The sequence below is a fragment of the Streptomyces sp. NPDC020379 genome, assembly GCF_044387105.1.
GTDB lineage: Bacteria > Actinomycetota > Actinomycetes > Streptomycetales > Streptomycetaceae > Streptomyces.
On sequence record NZ_JBIRVR010000002.1, the window covers coordinates 111,077 to 134,498 of the forward strand.

A 23,422-nucleotide genomic window follows, 5' to 3' on the forward strand; every position below is an offset into this window, starting at 1 on the left:
TCGATGTCAAGGAAATCTTGACGTCATGATCACCGACATACGGCCGGGCACGGCCCGCAGCTCAGCCCTCCGGGCCGCCGCCTTCGGCATGTTCCCCATGGCGATCGCCCTGATCGTCATGAGCACACGGCTCTCGGACGGCGCCGATGTCGCCCGGTACATCGTCTGGGGCGCCGCCGTCTTCGTCGTGCTCTGCGCCATCGGCATGCTCGCCGGGGCGGGCCGGGCCGCGCGGCGGGAGCGTGACCGCGCGACTCTGGACGCGCTGGAGCCGCTGCGCGCGGCGGACGGCCGATGAGCGACGAACCGCTGATCGGCCCGGAGGAGAGCAGGCGCGTCCGTGAGGGGATCGCGGGCGCCGTCCTCGGCGCCCCGGACGGACTGGCCGAGTCGCTGGAACACGACGCCGAGGGCTATCTCCGCCTGGTCGCCGCCACCCGGGTCGGCGCCGAGGAGACCAGCCGGCTGCTGCGCGAGGCGGTGCAGGGCGCGCGGGCGGCGGGCCACAGCTGGGACACCATCGGCCGCATCCTCGGGGTGAGCCGGCAGGCGGCGCAACAGCGGTTCGCCGCGAAGGGCTCCGCGACCGCGCCCGGCGCCACGGCCGGAGGGCCGGGCGTACCGGAGCGGCGGGTGCTCACCCCGCTGACCGCCTTCGACGAGATGGCGGCACTCGCGGAGGCGGGTCTGGAGGGCTGGCATGTCGTCGACTACGGCCCGTACTTCCACGTGGTGGAGGCGTCGGACCACCCGTGGGAGCACCGCCGCGTCCCGTTCGCCCTGGGCAACCGGCACCGGCGGATGGAAGCGGAGGGCTGGGTGCAGGTGGGGGCGGGATCCTTTCCATGGGCTTATTACAAGCGGCCGTTGAAGGGTCGGAATCGTTGATGCGGGTGGGCGGGTTCAGCCCGTAGGGGCACCTCTGGGGGCACCCCCGGCCGGAGCCCGGGGGAGGGAGCTCGCGGACACCGCCGCGCAGCGGTGGTGCGGACGAGACAGCCCGCACCCGGCCACCGGGCCTCGGCCTAGAACAGCCGATCCGGATCACCCGCCCCCGTAGCGGAACCCCGCTCCAGCGCAAGAAGCATCCGCTTGCGCTCCAGTCCCCCGCCGTACCCCGTGAGTCCACCCGTCGAGCCCACGACCCGGTGGCAGGGGACGATGATGCCGATGGGGTTCTTGCCGTTCGCCAGGCCCACCGCGCGGGACGCGTTGGGCGCGCCGATGTGCTCGGCGAGTTCGCCGTACGAGAGCGTCTCGCCGTACGGGATCTCCAGGAGCCCCGCCCATACGCGCCGCTGGAACGGCGTGCCGTCCAGTCGCAGCGGGAGCTCGAAACGGGTCGTCCCGCCCGCGAAGTACGCCGCGAGCTGGCGCAGGGCCTCGGTGAACGGCCTGTCGTCCCGCTCGCCGAACGTCTCCTGGGGCGGCCGGTGCCGCTGGTCGGTCATGTAGAGACCGGAGAGGGTGCCGTCGGTGGCGACGAGGGTCAGGGGGCCGACGGGGCTGTCGGTGACGGTGTGTACGCGCTGCATGGTGCTCAGTCCTTGGGCATGTCGTTGATGGGATGGTCGTGGGCCGCCCACAGGTGCTGGACGGCGTACGCCCGCCACGGCCGCCACGCGGCGGCGTGCCGGGTCAGCGCTCCGGGGGTCGCGGGCAGGCCGCGGGCGGCGGCGCCGTGCCGGACGCCGAGGTCCGTCGGCACGAAGGCGTCGGGGTCGCCGAGCGCCCGCATCCCGATGATCCCGGTGGTCCACGGGCCCATGCCGGGGAGCTCGGCGAGCTGTGCGTACGCCTGTGCGCGGTCGCTGCCGACGCCGAGGGGGAGTTCGCCGGACGCGAGGGCCCGGACCAGTGTCACGACGGTGGTGCGGCGGCCGCCGGGCATGGCGAGCGCCGCGGGGTCGAGGCCGGACAGCGCCTCGGCCGACGGGAAGAGGTGGGTGAGGCCGCCCCCGGCCGGGTCGTCGACGGGCTCGCCGTGGGCGGTGACGAGGCGGGCGGCGAGCGTGCGGGCCGCCGCGGTCGACACCTGCTGGCCGAGCACGGCCCGTACGGCGAACTCCTCCGGGTCCACGGTGCGCGGCACCCGGCGGCCGGGGGCCTTGGCGACGAGCGGGGCCAACCGCTCGTCGGCGGCGAGCAGTTCGTCCACCGCCTCGGGGTCCGCGTCGAGGTCGAGGAGGCTCCGGCAGCGGCTGATGGCTCCGGCCAGGTCGCGCAGGTCGGAGAGGGCGAGCCGGCAGTCGATGTGGTCGGGGCGCGGGGCGAGGGCGACGGTGCCGTGGCCGTACGGCAGGCGCAGGGTGCGGCGGTACGCGCCGTCGCGCCACTCCTCCACGCCGGGCACGGCGGTCGCCACGAGGTGGCCGAAGAGGTTGTCGGGGCACAGGGGCGCCCGGAAGGGCAGCCGGAGCGCCAGCACGCCGGGCGTGGCGGGTTTCCGGCCGTGGGCCGCGCGGGCGCGGAGCTCGGTGGGAGAGAGCGCGAAGACCTCGCGTACGGTCTCGTTGAAGGCGCGGACGGAGGAGAAGCCGGAGGCGAACGCGGCGTCCGTCATGGGCAGTTCGCTGGTCTCGATGAGGATGCGGGCGGTCTGGGCACGCTGGGCGCGGGCCAGGGCGAGCGGGCCCGCGCCCAGCTCGGCGAGCAGCTGGCGCTCGATCTGCCGGGTGCTGTAGCCGAGGCGGGCGGCGAGCCCGGGGACGCCCTCGCGGTCGACCGTGCCGTCGCCGATGAGCCGCATGGCCCGGGCGACGAGGTCGGCCCGCTCGTTCCACTGCGGCGAGCCGGGGCTGGCGTCGGGCCGACAGCGCTTGCAGGCCCGGAAACCGGCCTGCTGGGCGGCGGCCGCGCTGGGGTAGAAGGTCATGTTCCGGTCCTTCGGCGGCACGGCCGGGCAGCTCGGACGGCAGTAGATGCCAGTGGTGCGCACGGCGGTGTAGAACCACCCGTCGAAGCGGGCGTCCTTGGAGCGGACGGCCCGGACACAGCGGTCGAAGTCGGTGTACATGCTTCAAGGATCGTCCGCGGCGACGGCTTTGGCTCGCGGAAATCCGACATGGACGTTTGAGGGGCGGGAGGGGCGGAAATGGGTGCGCCCTCGAAGGAAGGCGCGCCCTCACCGGCCTACAGCACCGCTTCTCATAGCGTGATCATTCGCTGAACCGCGCATGACCGATCTGGTTGAGCGGTTGGTACCGGATGTTGTTCCAGCGGGTGGCGCCCCCCACGGAGGTGAATCGCCCGCAGGGTGGTGGCCGACGGCGGGCCGGTGATCGCGAGACGCCGGCGGCCATCGTCTTCGTGGCCACCTCGGGCTGCACCTGGCGGCAGTCGCCGCCGGTGTTCGGGCCGGCCTGGCCCACGGTCCACCGACGCTTCGCCCAGTGGAGCCGGGAGAGGGTCTGGGCTCGACTCCATCGGGTCATCCTCGACGAACAAGGCCGAGCACTTCCTTGCCTTCACCGGATAGCCGCAGCCCTCATCAACTACCGCCGACTCACTACGCAGACGACAGCGACTAGGATCTACGGCGACATCGCGTGCCGGTCACCGGCTGGGTGAGGCATGGAGGTGTCGGGACATGCCTTCGGAGGCATTCCTTGTCAGTCGAGTTGAACCACACGATCGTCCACGCCCGGGACAACCGGGAGTCCGCACAATTCTTCGCGAACCTGCTCAGCCTTGAGATCACCGCCGAGTGGGGCCCATTCATCGCGGTCGACCTGAGCAACGGCGTCACACTGGATTTCGCCACGATCCCTGCGGACAGCATCACCCCCCAGCACTATGCCTTCTTGGTCTCCGAGGAGGAGTTCGACGCGGCGTACGCGCAGATCAGGCAGCGCGGAATCGAGCACTACGCCGATCCCCACCAGAACCAGCCCGGCACGATCAACCATAACGATGGCGGCCGCGGCGTGTACTTCATGGACCCGGCGGGCCACGCCATGGAACTCATCACCGTGCCGTACGGCGGCTGGACCTCGTAACCCCATACACCGAGGGCCGCACCCCCGCGCGGAGTGCGGCCCTCAATCGCTGCTGTGCCTCGTGTGATCCCGGCCGGCGCCCTGCGGCACCTGCCCGCCGCCCGGCAGGTGCCAAAGGAATCGGCGTCTAAGAGGTGAGCAGCTTCAGGATGTTCTCCGTCGTGTCCGTCTCGGCCAGGCGCGGGAGGGTCCGCTCCACGGTGACCCGGTGGATCTCCGGATCGGGGTCGGTGACGGCGTCGGTGGCGATCGTCACGTGGTAGCCGTGTTCGTGGGCCGCGCGGGCGGTGGACTCGACGCCCGCGCCCGTCGCGATGCCGCCGAGGACGATCTGGGTGACGCCCCGGCGGCGCAGCTGGAGGTCGAGGTCGGTGGCGTGGAAGGCGCCCCAGGTGTGCTTGGTGATCACGATGTCGCTGTTCTGGCGGTCGAGTTCGGGGGCCAGGTCGGCGAAGTCGGCCGGGGGCTGTCCGCCGCGCGGCGGGGCGTCGGAGCGGCCGGGCGCCGCGCCGACGACGCGTACGAGCACGACCGGCAGGCCGCGCTCGCGGAAGGCCGCGGCCAGCCGGGCGCCACGGGCGAGGATCTCGGCGGAGGGGTGCGCGGTGGGGAGGGCGAGGATGCCCTTCTGGAGGTCGACGAGGACCAGCGCGGTCCTGGGGTCGAGGGTGGTGGCGGGCATGGGGCAGCTCCTCAGGTGCGGGCGCGCAGGGCGCGGTCGGTGACGGTCAGGACGACGAGGGACAGGCTCAGCAGCGCGGCGAGCGGCGTGCCGCCGTGCGCGAGGAGCAGACCTCCGCTGCCGAGGGCGAGCAGGGCGGCCACCGTGGTGAGGGGTGCGCGCGGAGGCCCTTCGTGCGGGCGCCGAGCAGTGAACAGGCCGCCACCGCACCGGCCATGGGGAGCATGACGAGGCCGGTGGTGAAGTCGTGGCCGGTGTCGATCGCGGTGGTGTCGACGGGGCTGAGGGCCGCGCCGAGGAGGAGCGGTGCCATGAAGCGGCCGCCGAGGGCCGGACCGGAGTCGCGGTCCGCCGGAGGCGGCGCGCCCGTCCCGCCGTTGTCGCGCGCCGCCCCGGTGGCGGGGTCCGAGGTGCGCGTCCGGGGCCTTTCCTTCCTCGGCTCATTCCTCGACCAGGCGTTTGAGCAGCCGGGTCGCCTCGATCAGGGCGCGCTGTTCATCGGGGCGCAGGCGGCGCTCGATGGCGGCCGCGAGCCAGCTGTTCTTGGAGTCGCGTACGGACGCGAGCGCCTCCTCGCCCTCCGCGGTGAGGGAGAAGACGACCTGCCTGCCGTCCGTGGGGTGCGGGGAGCGGGTGACCATCTCCGCCTCCTCCAGCACGCCGAGGATCACGCGCATGGACTGCGGGCGCACGAGCTCCGCGCGGGCCAGGGCGGCGGTCGTGGCGGGGCCGTCGGTGCCGAGCCGGCTGAGCACGGCGCGCTGGGAGGGGGTGAGGGCGCCTTGGGGCGAGGCCGTGCGCAGGCGCCGCATGAGCTGGGAGACGGTGGCGGCCAGATCGGCGGCAGCGCGTTCCTGTTCCTTGTCAGGCATGGCACCACCGTAAAGAACGACAGATAAACTTGCAAGTTCTCCTGTCGAGTTATCCACAGGCCGCGCGCTGGTCTTGCCACCGAGCGTGACGGGTCATACGGTCGCAGCACACGTGGATCTACGCGTGTCAGCCTGGCTGACGCCCCGGCAAAGGAGCAGCTCATGGCCAATGTTGTGCGCGCCGCTCTGGTTCAGGCGACCTGGACCGGCGACACCGAATCGATGATCGCCAAGCACGAGGAGCACGCCCGCGCCGCCGCCGCGCAAGGCGCGCAGGTGATCGGCTTCCAAGAGGTCTTCAACGCCCCGTATTTCTGCCAAGTGCAGGAGAGCGAGCACTACCGCTGGGCCGAGGAGGTGCCCGACGGGCCCACCGTCCAGCGGATGCGGGAGCTCGCGCGGGAGACCGGCATGGTGATCGTCGTGCCCGTCTTCGAGATCGAGCAGTCCGGTTTCTACTACAACACGGCGGCCGTGATCGACGCCGACGGCCGCTATCTGGGGAAGTACCGCAAGCACCACATCCCCCAGGTGAAGGGCTTCTGGGAGAAGTATTACTTCAAACCCGGCAATCTCGGCTGGCCCGTCTTCGACACGGCCGTCGGCAAGGTCGGCGTCTATATCTGCTACGACCGCCACTTCCCCGAGGGCTGGCGCTCGCTCGGCCTGGCCGGGGCCCAGCTGGTGTACAACCCCTCCGCCACCTCGCGTGGACTCTCCGCCCATCTCTGGCAGTTGGAGCAGCCCGCGGCGGCCGTCGCCAATGAATACTTCGTGGCCGCGATCAACCGCGTGGGCCGCGAGGAGTACGGCGACAACGACTTCTACGGCACCTCGTATTTCGTGGACCCGCGCGGGCAGTTCGTCGGTGACGTCGCCAGCGACACCAAGGAGGAGCTGGTCGTCCGCGACCTGGACTTCGGCCTCATCGACGAGGTCCGCCAGCAGTGGGCCTTCTACCGCGACCGCAGGCCCGACGCCTACGACGGGCTGGTCCGGCCGTGAGTGCCGCACCCCCGGAGGTGCCTCCTCCCGGCCCCTCCGGCGACGCCCCCGCCGCCCGTCTGCACATCCGGCACCGGGCCGTGATGCCCGAGTGGCTCACGCTCTACTACCGCGAGCCGCTGGAGCTCACCCACGGCGAGGGCCGCCATGTGTGGGACGCCGAGGGCCGCCGCTATCTCGACTTCTTCGGCGGCATCCTCACCACCATGACGGCCCATGCCCTGCCCGAGGTCACCAAGGCGGTCGCCGAGCAGGCGGGGCGCATCCTGCACACCTCCACGCTCTATCTCGACCGCCACATGGTCGAGTTGGCCGAGCGGATCGCCTCGCTCTCCGGGATCCCCGACGCGCGGGTCTTCTTCACCACCTCCGGCACCGAGGCCAATGACGCGGCCCTGCTGCTCGCCACCACCCACCGCGGGTCCAACCAGATCCTGGCGATGCGGAACAGCTACCACGGCCGGTCCTTCTCCACCGTCGGCATCACCGGCAACACCTCCTGGTCACCCACCAGCCTCTCCCCCCTCCAGACCCTCTATCTGCACGGCGGCGTGCGCACGCGCGGGCCGTTCGCGGAGCTGTCCGACGCGGAGTTCACCGCGGCCTGCGTCGCGGATCTGGAGGACATGCTCGGCCAGGCGCACGGCAACGTCGCCGCGCTGATCGCCGAACCGGTCCAGGGCGTCGGTGGGTTCACCGCGCCGCCCGACGGGCTGTACGCCGCGTTCCGCGAAGTCCTCGCGCGCCACGGCATCCTGTGGATCTCCGACGAGGTGCAGACCGGCTGGGGCCGCACCGGCGACCACTTCTGGGGCTGGCAGGCGCACGCGGCGAGCGGTCCGCCCGACATCCTCACCTTCGCCAAGGGCATCGGCAACGGCATGTCCGTCGGCGGGGTCGTCGCCCGCGCCGAGGTCATGAACTGCCTCGCCGCCAACTCCATCTCGACCTTCGGCGGCAGCCCCGTCACCATGGCCGCCGGCCTGGCCAACCTGACCTATCTGCTGGAGCACGACCTCCAGGGCAACGCCCGCCGCGTCGGCGGTCTCCTCATGGAGCGGCTGCGCGCCGTCGCCGCCGGGCTCCCCGTCGTCCGGGAGGTGCGCGGCCGCGGCCTGATGGCCGGTGTCGAGCTCGTACGGCCCGACGGATCGCCCGCGCCGGAAGCCGCCTCCCTCGCCCTGGAGCACGCCCGCGAGCGCGGCCTGCTGATCGGCAAGGGCGGCCACGACGGGAATGTGCTGCGCATCGCCCCGCCCCTCACCCTCACTGTCGCCGAGGCCGAGCAAGGCGCCGCGCTCCTCGAGCAGACCCTGCACCAGGTGCAGCACGCACAGGAGGGGGAACGGCCATGACCAGAACGGCCATTCGCGGCGGGCTCGTCATCACCGCCGCCGAGGAGACGACGGCGGACGTCCTGATCGAGGACGGCAGGATCGCCGCCCTGGCCACGCCGGACAGCGCCGCCGCCCAGGGCTGGACGGCGGACCGCACCCTGGACGCCACGGGGAAGTACGTCATCCCCGGCGGGGTCGACGCCCACACCCACTTCGAGCTCCCCTTCGGCGGCACCGCCTCCTCCGACACCTTCGGGACGGGCACCCGCGCCGCCGCGTGGGGCGGCACCACGACCGTCGTCGACTTCGCCGTCCAGCCGCGCGGCGGGGCGCTGCGCGAGGGGCTCGACGCCTGGCACGCCAAGGCCGAGGGCGTCTGCGCGATCGACTACGCCTTCCACATGATCCTCTCCGATGTGCACGAGAGCTCGCTGAAGGAGATGGATCTCCTGGTGGGCGAGGGCGTCACGTCGTACAAGCTCTTCATGGCCTATCCGGGGGTGTTCTACAGCGACGACGGGCAGATCCTGCGGGCCATGCAGCGCGCCGCGGGCAACGGCGGGCTGATCATGATGCACGCCGAGAACGGCATCGCCATCGACGTCCTGGTGGAGCAGGCCCTCGCCGCGGGCCGCACGGATCCGCGCTACCACGGCGAGGTCCGCCGGGCGCTGCTGGAGGCCGAGGCCACCCACCGCGCCATCCAGCTCGCCCGGGTGGCCGGCAGCCCTCTCTATGTCGTGCACGTCTCGGCGGAGGAGGCACTCGCGGAGCTGGCGCAGGCGCGGGACAAGGGCCTGCCGGTCTTCGGCGAGACCTGCCCGCAATACCTCTTCCTCTCGACGGACAATCTCGCCGAACCGGGCTTCGAGGGCGCCAAATACGTCTGCTCGACGCCCCTGCGGCCGCGCGAGCACCAGGAGGCGCTCTGGCGCGGGCTGCGCACGGACGACCTCCAGGTGGTCTCCACCGACCACTGCCCGTTCTGCTTCGCCGGCCAGAAGGAGCTGGGCCGCGGGGACTTCTCGAAGATCCCCAACGGCCTGCCCGGCGTGGAGAACCGCATGGATCTCCTCCACCAGGCCGTCGTCGAGGGCCGCATCACGCGCCGCCGGTGGATCGAGATCGCCTGCGCCGCCCCCGCGCGGATGTTCGGCCTCGCCCCGCACAAGGGCACGATCACGCCCGGCGGTGACGCCGACATCGTCATCTACGACCCGCACGCGCGGCAGACCCTCTCCGCCGCGACCCACCACATGAACGTCGACTATTCCGCCTACGAGGGCAAGCAGATCACCGGGCAGGTCGAGACCGTCCTGTCGCGCGGCGAGACCGTCATCGAAGAGCGGCAGTTCACGGGGCGTGCCGGGCACGGCCGTTACGTACCGCGCACCACTTGTCAGTACCTCGCGTAAGGAGCACCGCCGTGGACTTCGGAATCGTCCTCCAGACCGACCCGCCCGCCTCCGCCGTGGTGGACCTGATGCGCCGCGCCGAGGGCGCGGGCTTCCACTACGGCTGGACCTTCGACTCCGCCGTGCTGTGGCAGGAGCCGTTCGTCATCCTCAGCCGCGTCCTCGACCACACCGAGCGGCTGATCGTCGGGCCCATGGTCACCAATCCCTCCACCCGCACCCCCGAGGTCACGGCCTCCACCTTCGCCACGCTCAACGACATGTACGGCAACCGCACCGTGTGCGGCATCGGCCGGGGCGACTCCGCGATGCGGGTGGCCGGCCGCAAGCCGAACACCCTCGCCACCCTGAGCGAGGCGATGCGCGTCATCCGCGATCTCGCCGAGGGGCGCGAGGCGGATGTGGGCGGCACGCCGATGCGCCTGCCCTGGGTGCGGGACGGCAGCCTGCCGGTATGGATGGGGGCGTACGGCCCCAAGGCGCTCGCCCTCGCCGGGCGGGAGGCCGACGGCTTCATCCTCCAGCTCGCCGACCCCTTCCTCACGGAGTGGATGGTCAAGGCCGTGCGGACCGCGGCCTCCGACGCCGGGCGCGATCCTGACTCCGTCACCGTCTGCGTCGCCGCGCCCGCCTATGTGGGCGACGACCTGGACCACGCGCGCGAGCAGTGCCGCTGGTTCGGCGGCATGGTCGGCAACCACGTCGCCGACCTGGTCGAGCGGTACGGCGAGCACTCCGGTCTGGTGCCGGAGGCCCTCACCGAATACATCAAGCAGCGCCACGGCTACGACTACAGCCACCACGGCCGCGCGGGGAATCCCTCCACCGACTTCGTGCCCGACTCGATCGTGGACCGGTTCTGCCTCCTCGGCCCCGTCGAGGCGCACCGCGAGCGGCTGGCGGAGCTGCGGGCGCTGGGGGTGGACCAGTTCGCCCTCTACGCGATGCACGACGCGAAGGAGTCGACGATCGACGCCTACGGCCGGGACGTCATTCCCGCGCTGACCGGCTCCTAGGGGGTTCGCCCTCGACCGCCGTACCGGGCCTCCTCCGGTCCGGCGGTCGGCGGCTTCCCGTACGAGCTACGGGCATTCGCATGCGCGATGCCACAAGACCACGAGGCCCTCGCACCTCGCCTTCACCTGCCTGTCTCCTGACCTTCGCACCGCCGACGCCCATCCGGCGGCTTCCCGGGCGCACACTGACCACACCCGGCGCACACGCCTCGCGGCGCACGCGACGCCCGCCGCCGGGCCCCCGTTCCCCCGCTGAAGGAGGCAAGGCCCCATGCCCGTACCCGTCTTCCTCCACGGCCCCGGTGTGCGGCTGGAGCCGCTCGGCGAGCGGCACGTCGAGGCGCTGGCCGCGGCGGCGGCCGAGGACCGCGGGAGCTATGCCTTCACGCCCGTGCCCCATGGGGTGGAGGCCACGAAGCGCTATGTCGCCGAGGCGGTGGCGGCGCGGATCGCGGGGCGGGCGCTGCCCTTCGCCGTGGTCCGGGCCGCGGACGGCCTGGTGGTGGGCTCGACCCGGTTCTGCGAGCTGGACTACTGGCAGGGCCCGGTGCCCTGGCCGCCCGGTCCGCGCGAGCCCCTGGGCGACCCGCTCACCGCGATACCCGACGCGACGGAGATCGGCGGCACCTGGCTCTCCCCGCGCGCCCAGGGCACCGGGATCAACGCCGAGGCCAAGCTGCTCCTGCTGCGCCACGCCTTCGAGACGTGGGGCGTCCGGCGGGTGTCCCTGCGCGCCGATGCCCGCAACCTGCGCTCACGTGCGGCGATCGAACGTCTCGGCGCGGCCCTCGAAGGCGTCCGCCGGGCCCACACCCGCGGCCTGGACGGCATGGTGCGGGGCACGGCGTTCTACTCGATCCTCGACGAGGAGTGGCCCCACGTGCGGCAGCGGCTCGAACAGCGGGTGGCGGCGGGCCCCAGGCCGGAGCGGTCGCGCCCGCTCATGTCGGCCTAGCCCGCCCTTCACAGGACTTACGGGACGCGCGCCGTCCACTCCTCCGAGCTGAACTTCGTCTCCGCCAGTGCGCGGGCACGGGCCATCTCCTCGGGCGTGACCGCGCCCTCCGTCAGGCCGTAGCGGTCGCGGAAGGAGGCGACCATGCGCTCGATGACGGCCGCCCGCGGCAGGCCGGTCTGGCGGCGCAGCGGGTCCACGCGCTTCTTCGCGCTCTTCGTCCCCTTGTCGGACAGCTTCTCCCTGCCGATCCGCAGCACGTCGAGCATCTTGTCGGCGTCGATGTCGTAGGCCATGGTCACGTGGTGGAGCACCGCGCCCTCCGCCCCGACCAGCCGCTTCTGGGCCGCGCCCGCGATCTTCCCGGAGTCGGTGGCGATGTCGTTGAGCGGCTGGTACCACGCCTTGACGCCCATGCCCTCCAGCGCGCCCAGCACCCAGTCGTCCAGATAGGCGTAGCTGTCGGCGAAGGACAGGCCCTGCACCAGGGCGTCGGGCACGCACAGGGAGTAGGTGATGGTGTTGCCGGGCTCGATGAACATCGCGCCGCCGCCCGAGATCCGGCGGACCACGGTCATGCCGTGGCGGGCCGCGCCCTCGGGGTCGACCTCGTTGCGCAGGGACTGGAAGCTGCCGATGACGACGGCGGGCGAGCCCCACTCCCACACCCGCAGCGTCGGCGGCCGCCGCCCGGCCGCGACCTCGGCCGTGAGCACCTCGTCCAGCGCCATGTGCAGCGCCGGGTCCTGCGGGCCGTCGTGGATGAGCTGCCAGTCGTAGTCGGTCCAGTCGGTGGCCTGGGCCAGGGCGCGGCGGACCGCGACGCCCACGGACTCCGCGGTGAAGCCGAACATCACCGTGCCCTCGGGCAGGGCCGCGTCGACGCGCGCGGCGAGCTGCGGGGCGAGGGTATCCGCGGGCGCGCCCTCCAGGGCGCGGTTGATGTCGAGGAGCGCCTCGTCCGGTTCGAGGAAGAAGTCACCGGCCACCCGGACGTCGCGCAGGGCTCCGTCCTCGACCTCCAGGTCCACGACGACGAGCTTCCCGCCCGGAACCTTGTATTCGCCGTGCACGGCCGCGTCCTCCCGCTTGTTCTCTCCGGCCGGTCCTCCGACCATCAGCGGAATCAACCGTAACTCCGCCATCTACTGTCACTCTCGTGGGTGAAGCACCTACACTACGTGCACCCCACACATAACACCGCTTTCCACGCTCCGTCCTTCTTCGCTCCGTCTCTTCACCTCCCCCCACCCGCTCCCCCGGTCTGCCGGGCGTCGGCTCGCGACCGGGTGCGGGGCCATGCGCGGAAACGTTCCGACGCAGCAGCCCGTTCGAGGGGGGAACCCGAACGTGAACACCTTTCTGTCGCGCAGGGCGAGACGGACCGGAGCGGCTCTCGCCGTCGCGCTGACGCTGGGGATCGGCGCGGTCGCCTGCGACGACTCCGACAAGTCCGCGGACACCAGGCCGACCGCCGCCACCTCCGCGCCGGTCACGCCGTCCCAGGAACCGACGACCGCGCCGGCCTCGGCCCCGCCGTCGTCCGCGCCCGCGTCCGCCTCGGGCGGCGGGTCCCCGACGCCCGCGCCGACGCCCAAGGAGGAGGCGCCGTCCGGCGGCGGTACGGCCGGTTCGGCAGGGGGCGAAGGCAGCCGTTCCACCACCGGTGGATCCGGCGGCACCACGTCGACCGGCGGTTCGTCCGCCTCCGGCGACCACGCGGGCGCGTCCGCGGTCTGCATCGACGGCTCGTCCTCCTACTCCGCGCACCGCAGGGGCACATGTTCCCACCACGGCGGTGTCGCGCGGTGGTTGAAGGATCTGCCCTCCTGACAGATCCGGGAAAACGCGCCCGCGTGGTTGAAGGAACCGCCTCCGCGGGATCTCCTAGAGGTCATGTTCACGACGCGGCCCACCTTGCAGGGCACCTTCGGCATGGTCTCCTCCACGCACTGGCTCGCCTCGCAGTCCGCGATGGCCGTGCTGGAGGGCGGGGGCAACGCCTTCGACGCCGCGGTGGCGGCGGGCTTTGTCCTGCACGTGGTCGAGCCGCACCTGAACGGCCCGGCCGGTGAGATGCCCGCCGTCATCGCCCCGGCGGGCGGCGCCGTACGGGTGCTCTGCGGTCAGGGGCCGGCGCCCGCGGGGGCGAGCATCGCGCACTACACCTCGCTGGGGCTGACGCTCGTGCCCGGCACCGGGCCCCTCGCGGCCGCGGTGCCGGGCGCGTTCGACGCGTGGCTGCTGCTGTTGCGCGACCACGGCACCAAGCCGCTCGCCGACGTCCTGTCGTACGCCATCGGGTACGCCGAGTCCGGGCACGCCCCGGTCGAGGGGGTCGGCCGGACCGTAGAGGCGGTGCGGGAGCTGTTCACCCGTGAGTGGCCGGACTCCGCCGCGCTCTATCTGCCGGGCGGGCGTCCGCCCGCCCCCGGCCGGCTCTTCCGGAACCCGGCGCTCGCCGCCACCTGGCGCCGCCTCCTCGCCGAGTCCGACGCGGCGGGCGGCGGCCGGGAGCGCCGCATCGATGCCGCCCGCCGCGTCTGGCGCGAGGGCTTCGTCGCCGAGGCGCTCGTACGGGCCGCCGCCCGCCCCACCCTGGACTCCTCCGGCGAACGGCACGCGGCCCCGCTCACCGGTGACGACCTCGCGGGCTTCCGTGCGGGCTACGAGGACCCCGTCACGTACGACTGGAACGGCTGGACCGTGTGCAAGGCCGGCCCCTGGTCGCAGGGACCGGTCCTGCTCCAGCAGCTCGCCCTGCTGGGCGAGCTGCCCGCATACGGCACCGGGGACTACGTCCACACGCTCGTCGAGGGCGGCAAGCTCGCCATGGCCGACCGCGAGGCGTGGTACGGCGACGCCACCGGTGACGTGCCGCTGCGCGAACTCCTCTCGGACGGCTACAACTCCGCCCGCCGGGCCTTGATCGGCGACTTGGCGTCGTACGACCTGCGTCCCGGCAGCCCCGGGGGCCGCACCCCGCGCCTGCCCCGGCACGCGCTCATCCCCACCGGCACGACGGAGGTGCCGCTGCTGCCGGGCGGGGGCGAGCCGACCCTCGCGTACGGCACCGACCCGGCCGTCGGACCCGACGGGGTGACGCGCGGCGACACCTGCCACCTCGACATCGTCGACCGCTGGGGCAACATGATCTCCGCGACGCCCAGCGGCGGCTGGCTCCAGTCGAACCCCGTCGTCCCCGAGCTCGGGTTCCCCCTCGGCTCGCGGCTGCAGATGACCTGGCTGGAGGCCGGGCTGCCCAATTCCCTCACCCCCGGGCGGCGGCCGCGCACGACCCTGACGCCCTCCCTCGCGCTGCGCGGCGGCGAGCCGGTGCTGGCCTTCGGCACACCCGGCGGCGACCAGCAGGACCAGTGGCAGCTGCACTTCTTCCTCGCGGTCACCCTGCGCCCCGCCGTGCGCGGCGGGCTCGATCTCCAGGGCGCGATCGACGCGCCCAACTGGCACCAGGACTCCTTCCCCAGCTCCTTCCACCCGCGCGAGAGGCGGCCCGGCTCGGTCACGGTGGAGGCCCGGATCGGGGAGCGGGTCATCGGGGAGCTGCGGCGCCGGGGCCACGACGTGACCGTCGCCGGGCCCTGGTCGCAGGGACGGCTGAGCGCGGTGGCGCGCGACCCGGAGACGGGCGTGCTGTCGGCGGCCGCCAACCCGCGGGGCATGCAGGGCTACGCGGTGGGCCGCTGACCCGGGGTCCGTTCACGTGGAAGCCATCCTGTGGCCATGACCACGCCCCCGGATGTCGGTGGGGCGTGGTTCGATGGACGCATGATCGATGAATTTCTCGCAGGTGATCTGAACCACGTCGAGGAGGCGGTCCGCAAGGCGGCCGCCGCCGAGATCATGCCGCGTTTCCGGCAGCTCGCCGCGGACGAGATCGTCGAGAAGAACGGCCCCCACGACCTGGTGACGGTCGCCGACCGGCTCGCCGAGGAGCACCTGACCGCCTCACTCACCGCCCTGCTGCCCGGCTCCGTCGTCGTCGGGGAGGAGGCCGTGCACGCCGACCCCGGCATCCTCACCGCCCTGCGCGGCAGCGACCCGGTGTGGATCGTGGACCCGGTCGACGGCACCCGGCAGTTCGTCCACGGCGACCCCGGCTTCACCACGCTCGTCTGCCTGGCCCACCACGGCGAGCTGCTCGCCTCCTGGACGTACGCGCCCGCCCTGGAGCTGATGGCGACCGCCCGCCGCGGCGGCGGCGCGGAGCTCAACGGCGCCCGCCTGAGCTCCGGCTCGCCCGAGCCGGGCAAGGTCCTCGAAGTGGCGACCTCGCACTACGACTTCACCGACGACGAGCAGAAGCGCGTCCTGGCCGCCCTGCGCACGGACGGCGTCGCGCCGCGCCCCTGTGGCTCGGCCGGGCTCGAATACCTCAACGTCGCGCGGGGTCACATCGACGGCCTCGCCTTCTCCTGGGAGAACGCATCCAGGAAGCATCAAGCCAGAAGGGGTGTGACCTGTACTTATGTCTCGCGACGAGTGGATCAAGCAATGGGCCAAGCGAGCTCCGAAGCTCCCAGAGGAAGACCTGAACCGCGCAATCCACACGATCACAGGCACCGGAGCAACTGGCAAACGAGCTGGCCGGAAGCCGTAGCTCGCAGACGTGAAGAGACCCCCGCAGCGACCACGCGGGGGTCTCTTCACGTCTGCGAGCCATCGACCAGCGTAGAAGCACAGACCCACGTACCGTCGAACCGTGGACTTCAACATCACTCCAGAGGAAGAGCGCCTCCTCTTCATGATCGCGGATCACTTGGACGCCGGGAACGTGCCGACAGTCGATGAGCTCACGACAGCGGTCGGACACGACGCACAGCCCAAGGTCCACTCACTCAGCCAGAAGGGCTGGGTCCTCGTCAACGATCACGGTGCCGTGGTCGCCTTGTCTCCGATGGCCCTCCAGGCCGTGCGTAACCTCCGCTACGGAGGGCGAGGGGAAGCATGAAGAAGCCCCCTCCGGTGATCCGGAGGGGGCGGAAGAACAAGGGTCAGTGCTTAGCGCGGCTCTCGCCGACACTCATGGTCGATGCGGAAGGCCACGCCGCAGCCGCTCCCGGTCTCAATGTAGCGGTCCAGTTCCACGCAGCAGTGGGGACACTGGCGCACCCCCGGCCGCGACTCCGTCCACGCCCTGGCAACGGTGATCTGCGTGTCCGGGCGGAGGTAAAGCATGTCCGGGTAGTCGCGGCCATCGTCGGCCGCGTTCCCGTGCACCCTGCGGAGCCGCTCCTCTTCCCGCTTCCGGCGCTCAGCCGCCCGGCGCTCCTCCTGGGCCAGGACGAAGCTCCGGACCAAGGGTTCGTCGCACCAGAAGATGTCGTCTGCCCCTGCGGTGTCAGGGGCTTCTACGGGGGGCTCGGGCTGCTGCCCGAGAACGGCCGGCTCGGATGCCGGAACTAGGTTGGGCTGGGTGTAGCCGTGGCGACCGCGGGCAGGCAGCAAGAGCCGCAGCCCCCAGGTTAAGAAGCGGGCGATAGCATCGCGCATACGTCGTTCAGCTCCTCAGAAGCTGTGTTCGGCGAGCCCCGGATTGGCCGTTGCACCGGTCTTCCGGGGCGCTTTTCGTTTCAGCAGCGACGCTAGACCTCACTCGTTCAACATGTCCACATGTTCAACACGTCCACTCGTTCAAGTCGCTCCCAATGGCTGGTTTGTCTACGCTCTCCCTATGCCTGAGAGCCCGTCCGACCCCCGCGCCGTGCGCGCCCCGTACATGCGAGTGCTGGAAGCGCTCACCGATGAGATTGGGGCGGGTAAATACGAACCAGGTGCTCTCATTCCGTCAGAGGCTGATCTGTGCGCGCGGTTCGGGGTCGCGCGTGGAACCGCGCGGCGGGCGATACGAGAGCTCCGGGAAAGGGGTCTTGTGGAGACTGAGTGGGGGAAGGGCACGTTCGTGAAGCAAGCCGGCGAAGCCCAGGGCGAGTAATTTCCCGAGGCAGCACAAAGCCCCACCCGGCTGGGTGGGGCTTCAACAACAAGGAAAGGGCCTCACCTGATGAGGTGAAGCCCTTAAACCCCGCATGTGCGGGGACAACGTCAAGCAGTCAACGGGAACACCCCCGCATGTGCGGGGACAACGTCACGCAGTGAACGGGAACACCCCCGCATGTGCGGGGACAACGTCACGCAGTGAACGGGAACACCCCCGCACGTGCGGGGACTACGGGCCCAACTGCCCTGCCTGCACAGGAGACTCTAGAACCTGACCCGCCAGGACTGCAAGCAGTCGCCTAACTCCTGGGGAGCCGATCATCCCCCAGCCGGCCGTTCTCCCAAGAGAACTGCGCTAGAAAACCTTCCGCTTCGATCTTCGCGCTGATCGGCCCACGGGGACCGGGCACTCGCTGCTCCGCCTCCCGGTAGAGGTGCTCTCGTAGTACGGCCACCACCCGGTCTGATCGCTCACGCGACATGACGACACGGAACTCGCGCTCCTCGCCGGGGCATTGCTCATCTGGGAGGTTCATTGCCATCCGCGCACCCTACTGTGCAGCACTGGCGCGGTATCCATCGAACTCACCCATGGACAACCACAGATGCGCTAGTGTGCTCGTTGTTGGCACGCGCGCAAGCGGGTTCCGACACTGCTCCGCGCAAGCGGAGGTGAGCCGAGTGCTGCGGGGATACCCAGGCCAGAGGCCGCCCTAGCTCCGCGCAGGCGGAGGTGTGCAAAGCCCCCAGGTCACCCTGGGGGCTTTTTTCATCCTTCTCGGTGGCAAGCCCCGTCCAGACGAAGAGGTCCCGCCCTGTGGGCCCTCTTGCGGACGCTACCTGGGGCACGTACACGAGTAGCTCCGCGGATGCCCCGCGACCACCATAATGATCACCCCTAGGCCGCGGCAGTTGCGGCACCCGCGCCGACCTGTGCTGACCGTTGTCTCCACCTCGCGGCTAAAGTGCTCCACGATGTGTGCCCGGTGAGGGTCTGTCCAGTTGACCAAGCGGCGACGCTCCCCCTCACTCTCGAACGCGTCTTCTGGATGTTCGGTCATCGATCCGACCTCTCTGCTCAGACCGACGGATGGGCCTCCGGGGAATTGCGGCCCGCGAGGCCCCGAAACCTGAACAGCGTTCGTGGCCACGATCTTTGCCGATCCCATGGCGGCTCTTCTTGACACCCCGAGCGTACTGACGACGGCGCGCCAAGTCTTGGCTTCGAACGTTCAGCCCCTGCCGGCCGTGAGGTAGTCGACAGGGGCCGAACATTCAGTTCGGTCCGGTGTTCGAGCAGTCGCCTGTGCACGTCCCATTCGGCGGCGGCGGTGAGTGCTCGCACGTAGCGCGGACCTGTACCGTGATGCTCGGATCGTCGGGTGCCAGCCAGAGCGTTCGGTCCGGCGTGTACCCGGCTCGGGTGATCGCGGCCTGTGTGCGTTCCAGTTCCCCGGGGTCATGCCGGGACGGGTCGGGTCGCTGCGGCACATGATGAACGTACCGGCCCGCTAATTTGTTGCAGAAGCGGGTATAAATGTGCGAGTTGAGGATCAGGGCATGCCAGCCCTCATCCACAATTCGCGAGGGTCGAAAACTCTCACCTGGGAATGCCGCGCAGGCCACCACGAATTTGATAGCCTCGGCGACTATCCGCTCAGCGATCTCCCTTTCCATATCGGGATTGTTGTCCAGAACGGTAGCTGTCACGTTGCTAAACGCCTCGACGCTCAGCAGCTCCCGGACATTTCTACCCGTCTCCTGAATGGTGCTCATACTCTCCCCCTTTCGTCGGCCTGCCTTGTGCGTTCTTGGTGCACCCTTCCGGCCGCTCGCGACCAGACGGCCGGAAGGGCGTGGTGCCCGCTCCCCGCCGCGGCCTCAGGGACACCCGGCAGGGCGCGGAGTCTTGTGGCCGTCCGGCTGTCCCCCGTACAGCCGGACGGCTGAGCCTGCCCCTCCGCCTTCTAGGGAGGGGCCCTACGGTGTCGGGGGATTACCACCGCGGGCCGTGCAGAGGGGCAGGGGTCTAACGGCGGTGCGGCGCACCTTGGACAGCGAGCCAGACGATGACGCAGAGGGCGAGAACCAGGAAGCCGGCCAAGAGCAGCCCCTCAGCGTGGCCTGCCCAGTCCACCCAGCGGCGGTGCCGCCGTCGGGTCACTGGCCGCCCTCCCGGACAACGAACGCTTCCATCTCTTGGATTAGACGGAAACCTCCGTGTCCCGACCGCCCAGCGTGTTCAAGGCAAGCCATCTGCACGGGGCCCGGCCCGGATTCGTCCGTGATTTTCCAGGGGCAGCGCCGACAGGCGGCGCCGTACGTGATCAGGTCAGGGTGCACCGTAATCGCGTGGGGCAGGTGTGGGAAAACAGCGCGAGTCACTGCGTCACCCCCGCCGTGTGGCGCTTGGCCCTGTGGTCCGTCAGGGCGTCAGCGAACTTCTGCGCATTGGGATTGTCGCCACGCTCCAGGCAGGCATCCCGCGCTTTGATGAGCTTCACGCAGATCCGGCAATCCACGTAGTGGATGGAGCCGATGGCCGACGAGTGCGGCATGGACACGACCGGCGGGGATCCGTAGGCGGGGCTGATCGGACGGGGCATCAGCATGACGGCCTACTGCCCTTCACCTGTACGCCGTACGGGCCGCATTGGAAAACGCGACGGGTACCAGACCGCTCCTGACTGCCCGCTTCCTCAGCCTCCCGCCTCGGGGGCGAGGCGGCGACGGGCCCCGTGGCGAGGCCGGCCCTTCGACCGCTTGATCCGTCACGATCCTGCCGATCGCTCATACTCTCCGCCCCCGATCGGCGTTGCGCTTCTCGTCACGGGTGGCCAACCGCAGATCTTCAGGGCGACACAGCCACTCACGGCCACCGCCAGGCGGACGGAGCCACACCTCTACCCCACACTCCTGCATGACCTCTCCGATCTCCTCCTTACCGGTGTCCATCACTAACGCCCCAGTGCGGTACGTCATCGCCGGGCCCCATCCTTCCTCAAGATCCGAAGGGTGATGTTCAGTCAACGCCTGGTGAGGGCAAGTGAATAGATGCCAGGGTGTAGGCCACTTGTATGCCTCTTATATGCCAGGGGACCGAAGGGGAGGCCATGACCGTCGGCGACAAGATCCGTGAACTGCGCGTGAAGGAACTACGGATCTCGCAATCCGAACTGGCCCGGCGGCTCAACGTCGCCAGGTGGGGAGACGAGGGGAAGCGGACAGGCAGTGTCACGGGGCACTACGTGTACCGGTGGGAGAAAGGCGCCAGGCTGCCGCGTTTGTGGCTGCCGTACCTGGAAGAGGTGCTAGGGGTTGACCTCGCCGGTTACGGTGAAACTCCCGCACCTGATGCGGATGGTCTTGACGTTGAAGGGCTGGTACCTCCTGTGGATCGTCGGGCGTTTCTTGGGGCCGGGGCCGTAGCCGGCATTGCGCTGTCTGCTTCACCAGCTATGGCGCAGGGCCGTCGCATCGGCCAGGCTGACGTTGTCCGCGCAGGTCAACGACTGGCAGCACTACGCCGGTTGGACGACTACTCTGGTGGAGTCAGCGTCTACCCGAAGGTACTCACGGAGATCGACACGCTTGCCGGGCAAGCCGCGCACGGCACATACTCTGAGGCTGTCGGGCGCAAACTGCTGTCCGGGCTAGCCGAGCTGTACCAGTTCGCCTCTTGGACCGCCTTCGACGCGGGCCGAATCCCCCATGCCCGGAAGCTCGCTCAGGCCGCAGCGAGCACCGCCAACCAAGCTGGCAATGACACTCTGGGCTCAACCGCCCTATCCGAGCTGTCTTACCTCACTGCATCCACCAGCAACCCCCGTGAGGGCGTGGCCATGGCGGAAGCGTCCCTGGCGAATGCGCCCAAGGACGTCCTTCCTGCCGTGCGTGTGGTCCTGGCGGATCGGCTCGCTTGGGCCTGCGCCAGGACTGGTGATGCAACTGGTGTTGGCCGGGCAATCGGTCTCTCTGAGCAGGCACACGATCAGCGCGATACGTCGCGGGTGGAGGAGCCGGATACTGTCTACTGGATCAACCGGGACGAGTCGGAGATCATGGCTGGCCGGTGCTGGGCAGAGTTGCACGAGCCGAAGAAGGCCGTGCCGATCTTGGAAAATCTGACGGCTCCGTACGACGACACACATGCACGTGAGGTCGGCCTGTATGCCTGCTGGTTGGCAGGCTCCTACCTCGATGCTGGGGCTCTTGATGAGGCGGCCAACGCCGCGACCCGGGCAGCCAACCTGAGTTTCCACACGGCATCGCCCCGCTTGAACGAGTGGGTCAGCGGTACGCTCGGCCGCTTCGAGCCGTACAAGGATCATGCGGGCGTCCGCGACCTCTTGCGCGCCTACGCCTGAGTTCACGGCTTCGAGCAGCGTGGCGACGACCCACGTAGACGCACGAGCCACGTCCCCACAGCAGAGCGAGCCCCCACCCAGTCACCCGGGCGGGGGCTCGTCTCATTGCCGTTGAACCTTGGCCGGCTACTTCGGCGACATAATGCGGTCGATAGTGGCGCGGGAGGCTCCCGTGATCCGGTGCAGCTCCATGCGCGCCATTCCAGTAGCCAGACACCACCGGAACAACTGGTCCCTGCTTCTACTGACCCGGGTCCACGCCTCAGGCACTCGACGGGCGAAGACATCCCCCCAGTTGGTTCGGTCGCTCTGGGAACGAGCCTCCCAGCCCAGCCACCAGGCCCCGGGCTCGGGCGGCAGCGCAGACATGTCCGGGAGTGCTGCGTCAGCCCGGTGCCGCCCCTCCGCCAAGCACGCTTCCAGGCGGCGAATTTCACCCTGGAGCGGACCACGGTAATCGACCCGATAAGAAGGAACGAGAGGGGCATCTGGGCTACGGCGCTCGGTAGCCGCGGCCTTGTGGGCGTCGATGACCTCATCCGGGAGGATGCCGCGCACTTCCTCCTCCCGGATCCGCCGCTCGTGATACCCCGTGAAAAAGCGCTCCTGTAGCCGGTCTATGCGGGACGCAAGAGACCGCTCCTGCGTGATCGCGCTCGCGCTGGCCGCCCACGGGCGGAACTGGTCGGCGAGGCAGGCCGCGGTCGCAGCAGCGTCCTCCCACGCGCACTCTGCCCACGCCATGCCGACGGGGCCTTCGTCCCAGAGGTGAACCACCACGCCGCTCATGACGAATGCGGTGTACCGCTCTTTCGGGTGCGCCACGTGGAACTCCGGCAGCCATCCGTTATGCCAGAAGTGCGCGCCGGTGTCGGGTCGCTCGTCGCTACGGGTGTTGATCAACGGCAGATCCATGAACCCTCCCTCGATGTATCGTTCGATACATCTACAGCATTGCACATGTATCGAACGATACGCAAGGGGTGTCTGGCTTCTCGGTGAAAGCACCCCAGCCGGCCACCCCCCTTCGATCAGCTCCTGCCGTCGAGTAAGAGCACACAACGGCGCCCCATGTAGGCGCTATTGGCCACTCCCTTCCGCAGGGCCTGTTGATGATTCATTAGTTAGCCCCTGAAACTCGCCAGACCTCACAGAGCACCCCAAAAAATGGACTCGACGGGATATTTTCCGACCCGACAGGCATGCGCAGGCCAGTAGAGGCATCAACGCCCATTTTTGCGTCCTCCCGGCGTTCTGCGGGCCGGCTGCTGAAAATTTGATACCCGTACACGGTCGGAAAGAGGCACCCCCGGTGGGTCCTGCGGCCGCCTTTCTATGTATTACCCCCGGGTGCTTTTAGGGCTCTGACCTGCGGAGATGTAAAAGAATGGGGTGGGGTGTGAGGGGTTGGGGAGTGCTTTTTGGGGTGTGGGTCACATTGATTAGATCGGGTTTTTTTGGGTCCTGGTGCCTTGGAATGGGTCTTGTCCCGCTGTGCGGGGTGGATGGGTGCCCAATGGGTGGGTGCTGGTCGAACTGGAATGGCGTTCTAGCTAATGAATGGGGCGGGGAAATGGGCATGAGGTTTTGGAAGCCGGTGGCGGTTCTGGTGTTGGTTGTGATGGCTGTTCTGGCTGGCTTCCTGGGTGGGGAATGGGAGAGGTCTGGAGCGGTGGAGCATGCGACAGTGACCGGCTACCAGAAGGGTTTCGATGAGGGGGCTTGTAAGCCCGCTCCGTGGAATCCACGTCGTGATGGTGGTGGGGATATTCAGGACGGATTCGGAAGTATTTGCGGGGAGTTTGAGCCTCGGG

The 23,422-nt window shown here is 70.0% G+C and carries 23 protein-coding genes and 1 pseudogene; 14 read left to right on the plus strand and 10 right to left on the minus strand.

What is annotated here, in order from left to right; genetic code table 11:
- Positions 1-25 precede the first annotated feature (25 nt).
- Entirely contained in the window at positions 26-298 is a 273-nt protein-coding gene (locus ACH427_RS03000; RefSeq protein ID WP_398867594.1) for a hypothetical protein, read from the plus strand.
- On the plus strand, positions 295-888 hold the full coding sequence (locus ACH427_RS03005; protein ID WP_398867595.1) for a hypothetical protein: 594 nt from the start codon (positions 295-297) through the stop codon (positions 886-888). Before ACH427_RS03000 ends, ACH427_RS03005 begins: the two co-directional genes overlap by 4 nt.
- A gap of 137 nt (positions 889-1,025) precedes the next feature.
- Here ACH427_RS03005 and ACH427_RS03010 read toward each other — a convergent pair whose 3' ends face one another.
- Positions 1,026-1,535 carry a methylated-DNA--[protein]-cysteine S-methyltransferase gene (locus ACH427_RS03010; protein WP_398867596.1) on the minus strand — a complete coding sequence of 170 codons (510 nt, stop codon included), beginning with the start codon at positions 1,533-1,535 and terminating at the stop codon, positions 1,026-1,028.
- Positions 1,536-1,540: 5 nt separating this feature from the next.
- On the minus strand, positions 1,541-3,016 hold the full coding sequence (locus ACH427_RS03015; RefSeq protein ID WP_398867597.1) for an AlkA N-terminal domain-containing protein: 1,476 nt from the start codon (positions 3,014-3,016) through the stop codon (positions 1,541-1,543).
- A 191-nt stretch (positions 3,017-3,207) separates the two neighbouring features.
- On the opposite strand from ACH427_RS03015, the gene ACH427_RS03020 reads away from it, so the two are divergent.
- Positions 3,208-3,570, plus strand: a complete 363-nt coding sequence (locus ACH427_RS03020; RefSeq protein WP_398867948.1) for a transposase — start codon at positions 3,208-3,210, stop codon at positions 3,568-3,570.
- A gap of 38 nt (positions 3,571-3,608) precedes the next feature.
- Positions 3,609-3,998, plus strand: coding sequence for a VOC family protein (locus ACH427_RS03025; protein WP_398867598.1), 390 nt, complete (start codon positions 3,609-3,611; stop codon positions 3,996-3,998).
- 127 nt (positions 3,999-4,125) lie between these two features.
- Here ACH427_RS03025 and ACH427_RS03030 read toward each other — a convergent pair whose 3' ends face one another.
- The 3 genes from ACH427_RS03030 to ACH427_RS03040 form a co-directional block, all read right to left on the minus strand.
- Positions 4,126-4,680: an isochorismatase family protein gene (locus tag ACH427_RS03030; protein WP_398867599.1), complete on the minus strand. Its 555-nt coding sequence runs from the start codon at positions 4,678-4,680 to the stop codon at positions 4,126-4,128.
- 11 nt (positions 4,681-4,691) lie between these two features.
- The gene (locus tag ACH427_RS03035; RefSeq protein WP_398867600.1) at positions 4,692-4,823 is read right to left on the minus strand and encodes a hypothetical protein; all 132 of its coding nucleotides are present in this window, start codon (positions 4,821-4,823) and stop codon (positions 4,692-4,694) included.
- A 297-nt stretch (positions 4,824-5,120) separates the two neighbouring features.
- The gene (locus tag ACH427_RS03040; RefSeq protein WP_398867601.1) at positions 5,121-5,552 is read right to left on the minus strand and encodes a MarR family winged helix-turn-helix transcriptional regulator; all 432 of its coding nucleotides are present in this window, start codon (positions 5,550-5,552) and stop codon (positions 5,121-5,123) included.
- Between the two features lie 162 nt (positions 5,553-5,714).
- Here ACH427_RS03040 and ACH427_RS03045 point away from each other — a divergent pair, with 162 nt between their 5' ends.
- From ACH427_RS03045 to ACH427_RS03065, 5 genes are all read left to right on the plus strand, one after another.
- Positions 5,715-6,557, plus strand: coding sequence for a nitrilase-related carbon-nitrogen hydrolase (locus ACH427_RS03045; protein WP_366003584.1), 843 nt, complete (start codon positions 5,715-5,717; stop codon positions 6,555-6,557).
- Positions 6,558-6,640: 83 nt separating this feature from the next.
- On the plus strand, positions 6,641-7,912 hold the full coding sequence (locus ACH427_RS03050) for an aspartate aminotransferase family protein (protein ID WP_398867949.1): 1,272 nt from the start codon (positions 6,641-6,643) through the stop codon (positions 7,910-7,912).
- Positions 7,909-9,309 carry a dihydropyrimidinase gene (gene hydA, locus ACH427_RS03055; RefSeq protein WP_398867602.1) on the plus strand — a complete coding sequence of 467 codons (1,401 nt, stop codon included), beginning with the start codon at positions 7,909-7,911 and terminating at the stop codon, positions 9,307-9,309. Before ACH427_RS03050 ends, hydA begins: the two co-directional genes overlap by 4 nt.
- An 11-nt stretch (positions 9,310-9,320) precedes the next feature.
- Positions 9,321-10,325, plus strand: coding sequence for a TIGR03842 family LLM class F420-dependent oxidoreductase (locus tag ACH427_RS03060; RefSeq protein ID WP_398867603.1), 1,005 nt, complete (start codon positions 9,321-9,323; stop codon positions 10,323-10,325).
- 271 nt (positions 10,326-10,596) lie between these two features.
- A complete protein-coding gene (locus ACH427_RS03065) occupies positions 10,597-11,280 on the plus strand; it encodes a GNAT family N-acetyltransferase (RefSeq protein ID WP_398867604.1) in 684 nt (227 codons plus the stop codon).
- Positions 11,281-11,297: 17 nt separating this feature from the next.
- Here ACH427_RS03065 and ACH427_RS03070 read toward each other — a convergent pair whose 3' ends face one another.
- Positions 11,298-12,353 carry a biotin/lipoate A/B protein ligase family protein gene (locus tag ACH427_RS03070; RefSeq protein WP_398867950.1) on the minus strand — a complete coding sequence of 352 codons (1,056 nt, stop codon included), beginning with the start codon at positions 12,351-12,353 and terminating at the stop codon, positions 11,298-11,300.
- Positions 12,354-12,630: 277 nt separating this feature from the next.
- Here ACH427_RS03070 and ACH427_RS03075 point away from each other — a divergent pair, with 277 nt between their 5' ends.
- The 3 genes and pseudogenes from ACH427_RS03075 to ACH427_RS03085 all read left to right on the plus strand — a co-directional run.
- Positions 12,631-13,113, plus strand: coding sequence for a DUF3761 domain-containing protein (locus ACH427_RS03075; protein ID WP_398867605.1), 483 nt, complete (start codon positions 12,631-12,633; stop codon positions 13,111-13,113).
- 63 nt (positions 13,114-13,176) lie between these two features.
- Positions 13,177-14,988, plus strand: a complete 1,812-nt coding sequence (locus ACH427_RS03080) for a gamma-glutamyltransferase family protein (protein WP_398867606.1) — start codon at positions 13,177-13,179, stop codon at positions 14,986-14,988.
- 81 nt (positions 14,989-15,069) lie between these two features.
- Positions 15,070-15,729, plus strand: a pseudogene (locus tag ACH427_RS03085) (inositol monophosphatase family protein); the annotation flags it as partial.
- Between the two features lie 573 nt (positions 15,730-16,302).
- Here the strand turns inward: ACH427_RS03085 and ACH427_RS03090 are convergent.
- A complete protein-coding gene (locus tag ACH427_RS03090) occupies positions 16,303-16,794 on the minus strand; it encodes a hypothetical protein (protein ID WP_398867608.1) in 492 nt (163 codons plus the stop codon).
- A gap of 226 nt (positions 16,795-17,020) precedes the next feature.
- On the opposite strand from ACH427_RS03090, the gene ACH427_RS03095 reads away from it, so the two are divergent.
- Positions 17,021-17,236 (plus strand): GntR family transcriptional regulator, encoded by a 216-nt coding sequence (locus ACH427_RS03095; RefSeq protein ID WP_398867951.1) that lies wholly within the window; start codon positions 17,021-17,023, stop codon positions 17,234-17,236.
- Positions 17,237-18,516: 1,280 nt separating this feature from the next.
- On the opposite strand, the gene ACH427_RS03100 is transcribed toward ACH427_RS03095, so the two are convergent.
- Both ACH427_RS03100 and ACH427_RS03105 read right to left on the minus strand, forming a co-directional pair.
- Positions 18,517-19,017: a glycine-rich domain-containing protein gene (locus ACH427_RS03100; RefSeq protein ID WP_398867609.1), complete on the minus strand. Its 501-nt coding sequence runs from the start codon at positions 19,015-19,017 to the stop codon at positions 18,517-18,519.
- 605 nt (positions 19,018-19,622) lie between these two features.
- A complete protein-coding gene (locus ACH427_RS03105) occupies positions 19,623-19,853 on the minus strand; it encodes a hypothetical protein (protein WP_398867610.1) in 231 nt (76 codons plus the stop codon).
- Positions 19,854-20,354: 501 nt separating this feature from the next.
- Here ACH427_RS03105 and ACH427_RS03110 point away from each other — a divergent pair.
- Complete coding sequence (locus ACH427_RS03110) at positions 20,355-21,608, plus strand: helix-turn-helix transcriptional regulator (protein WP_398867611.1); 1,254 nt, start codon at positions 20,355-20,357, stop codon at positions 21,606-21,608.
- Positions 21,609-21,734: 126 nt separating this feature from the next.
- Here ACH427_RS03110 and ACH427_RS03115 read toward each other — a convergent pair whose 3' ends face one another.
- Positions 21,735-22,523 (minus strand): hypothetical protein, encoded by a 789-nt coding sequence (locus tag ACH427_RS03115; protein ID WP_398867612.1) that lies wholly within the window; start codon positions 22,521-22,523, stop codon positions 21,735-21,737.
- Positions 22,524-23,422 lie beyond the last annotated feature (899 nt).

What these genes read in the sequence shown, in the direction of transcription:
- ACH427_RS03000 (WP_398867594.1), top strand. Translation starts at nt 26, where the DNA reads ATGATCACCGACATACGGCCGGGCACGGCCCGCAGCTCAGCCCTCCGG.
- ACH427_RS03005 (WP_398867595.1), top strand. Translation starts at nt 295, where the DNA reads ATGAGCGACGAACCGCTGATCGGCCCGGAGGAGAGCAGGCGCGTCCGT.
- ACH427_RS03010 (WP_398867596.1), bottom strand. Translation starts at nt 1,535, where the DNA reads ATGCAGCGCGTACACACCGTCACCGACAGCCCCGTCGGCCCCCTGACC.
- ACH427_RS03015 (WP_398867597.1), bottom strand. Translation starts at nt 3,016, where the DNA reads ATGTACACCGACTTCGACCGCTGTGTCCGGGCCGTCCGCTCCAAGGAC.
- ACH427_RS03020 (WP_398867948.1), top strand. Translation starts at nt 3,208, where the DNA reads ATGTTGTTCCAGCGGGTGGCGCCCCCCACGGAGGTGAATCGCCCGCAG.
- ACH427_RS03030 (WP_398867599.1), bottom strand. Translation starts at nt 4,680, where the DNA reads ATGCCCGCCACCACCCTCGACCCCAGGACCGCGCTGGTCCTCGTCGAC.
- ACH427_RS03040 (WP_398867601.1), bottom strand. Translation starts at nt 5,552, where the DNA reads ATGCCTGACAAGGAACAGGAACGCGCTGCCGCCGATCTGGCCGCCACC.
- ACH427_RS03045 (WP_366003584.1), top strand. Translation starts at nt 5,715, where the DNA reads ATGGCCAATGTTGTGCGCGCCGCTCTGGTTCAGGCGACCTGGACCGGC.
- ACH427_RS03050 (WP_398867949.1), top strand. Translation starts at nt 6,641, where the DNA reads ATGCCCGAGTGGCTCACGCTCTACTACCGCGAGCCGCTGGAGCTCACC.
- hydA (WP_398867602.1), top strand. Translation starts at nt 7,909, where the DNA reads ATGACCAGAACGGCCATTCGCGGCGGGCTCGTCATCACCGCCGCCGAG.
- ACH427_RS03065 (WP_398867604.1), top strand. Translation starts at nt 10,597, where the DNA reads ATGCCCGTACCCGTCTTCCTCCACGGCCCCGGTGTGCGGCTGGAGCCG.
- ACH427_RS03080 (WP_398867606.1), top strand. Translation starts at nt 13,177, where the DNA reads ATGTTCACGACGCGGCCCACCTTGCAGGGCACCTTCGGCATGGTCTCC.
- ACH427_RS03090 (WP_398867608.1), bottom strand. Translation starts at nt 16,794, where the DNA reads ATGCGCGATGCTATCGCCCGCTTCTTAACCTGGGGGCTGCGGCTCTTG.
- ACH427_RS03095 (WP_398867951.1), top strand. Translation starts at nt 17,021, where the DNA reads ATGCGAGTGCTGGAAGCGCTCACCGATGAGATTGGGGCGGGTAAATAC.
- ACH427_RS03100 (WP_398867609.1), bottom strand. Translation starts at nt 19,017, where the DNA reads ATGAGCACCATTCAGGAGACGGGTAGAAATGTCCGGGAGCTGCTGAGC.
- ACH427_RS03105 (WP_398867610.1), bottom strand. Translation starts at nt 19,853, where the DNA reads ATGCTGATGCCCCGTCCGATCAGCCCCGCCTACGGATCCCCGCCGGTC.
- ACH427_RS03110 (WP_398867611.1), top strand. Translation starts at nt 20,355, where the DNA reads ATGACCGTCGGCGACAAGATCCGTGAACTGCGCGTGAAGGAACTACGG.
- ACH427_RS03115 (WP_398867612.1), bottom strand. Translation starts at nt 22,523, where the DNA reads ATGGATCTGCCGTTGATCAACACCCGTAGCGACGAGCGACCCGACACC.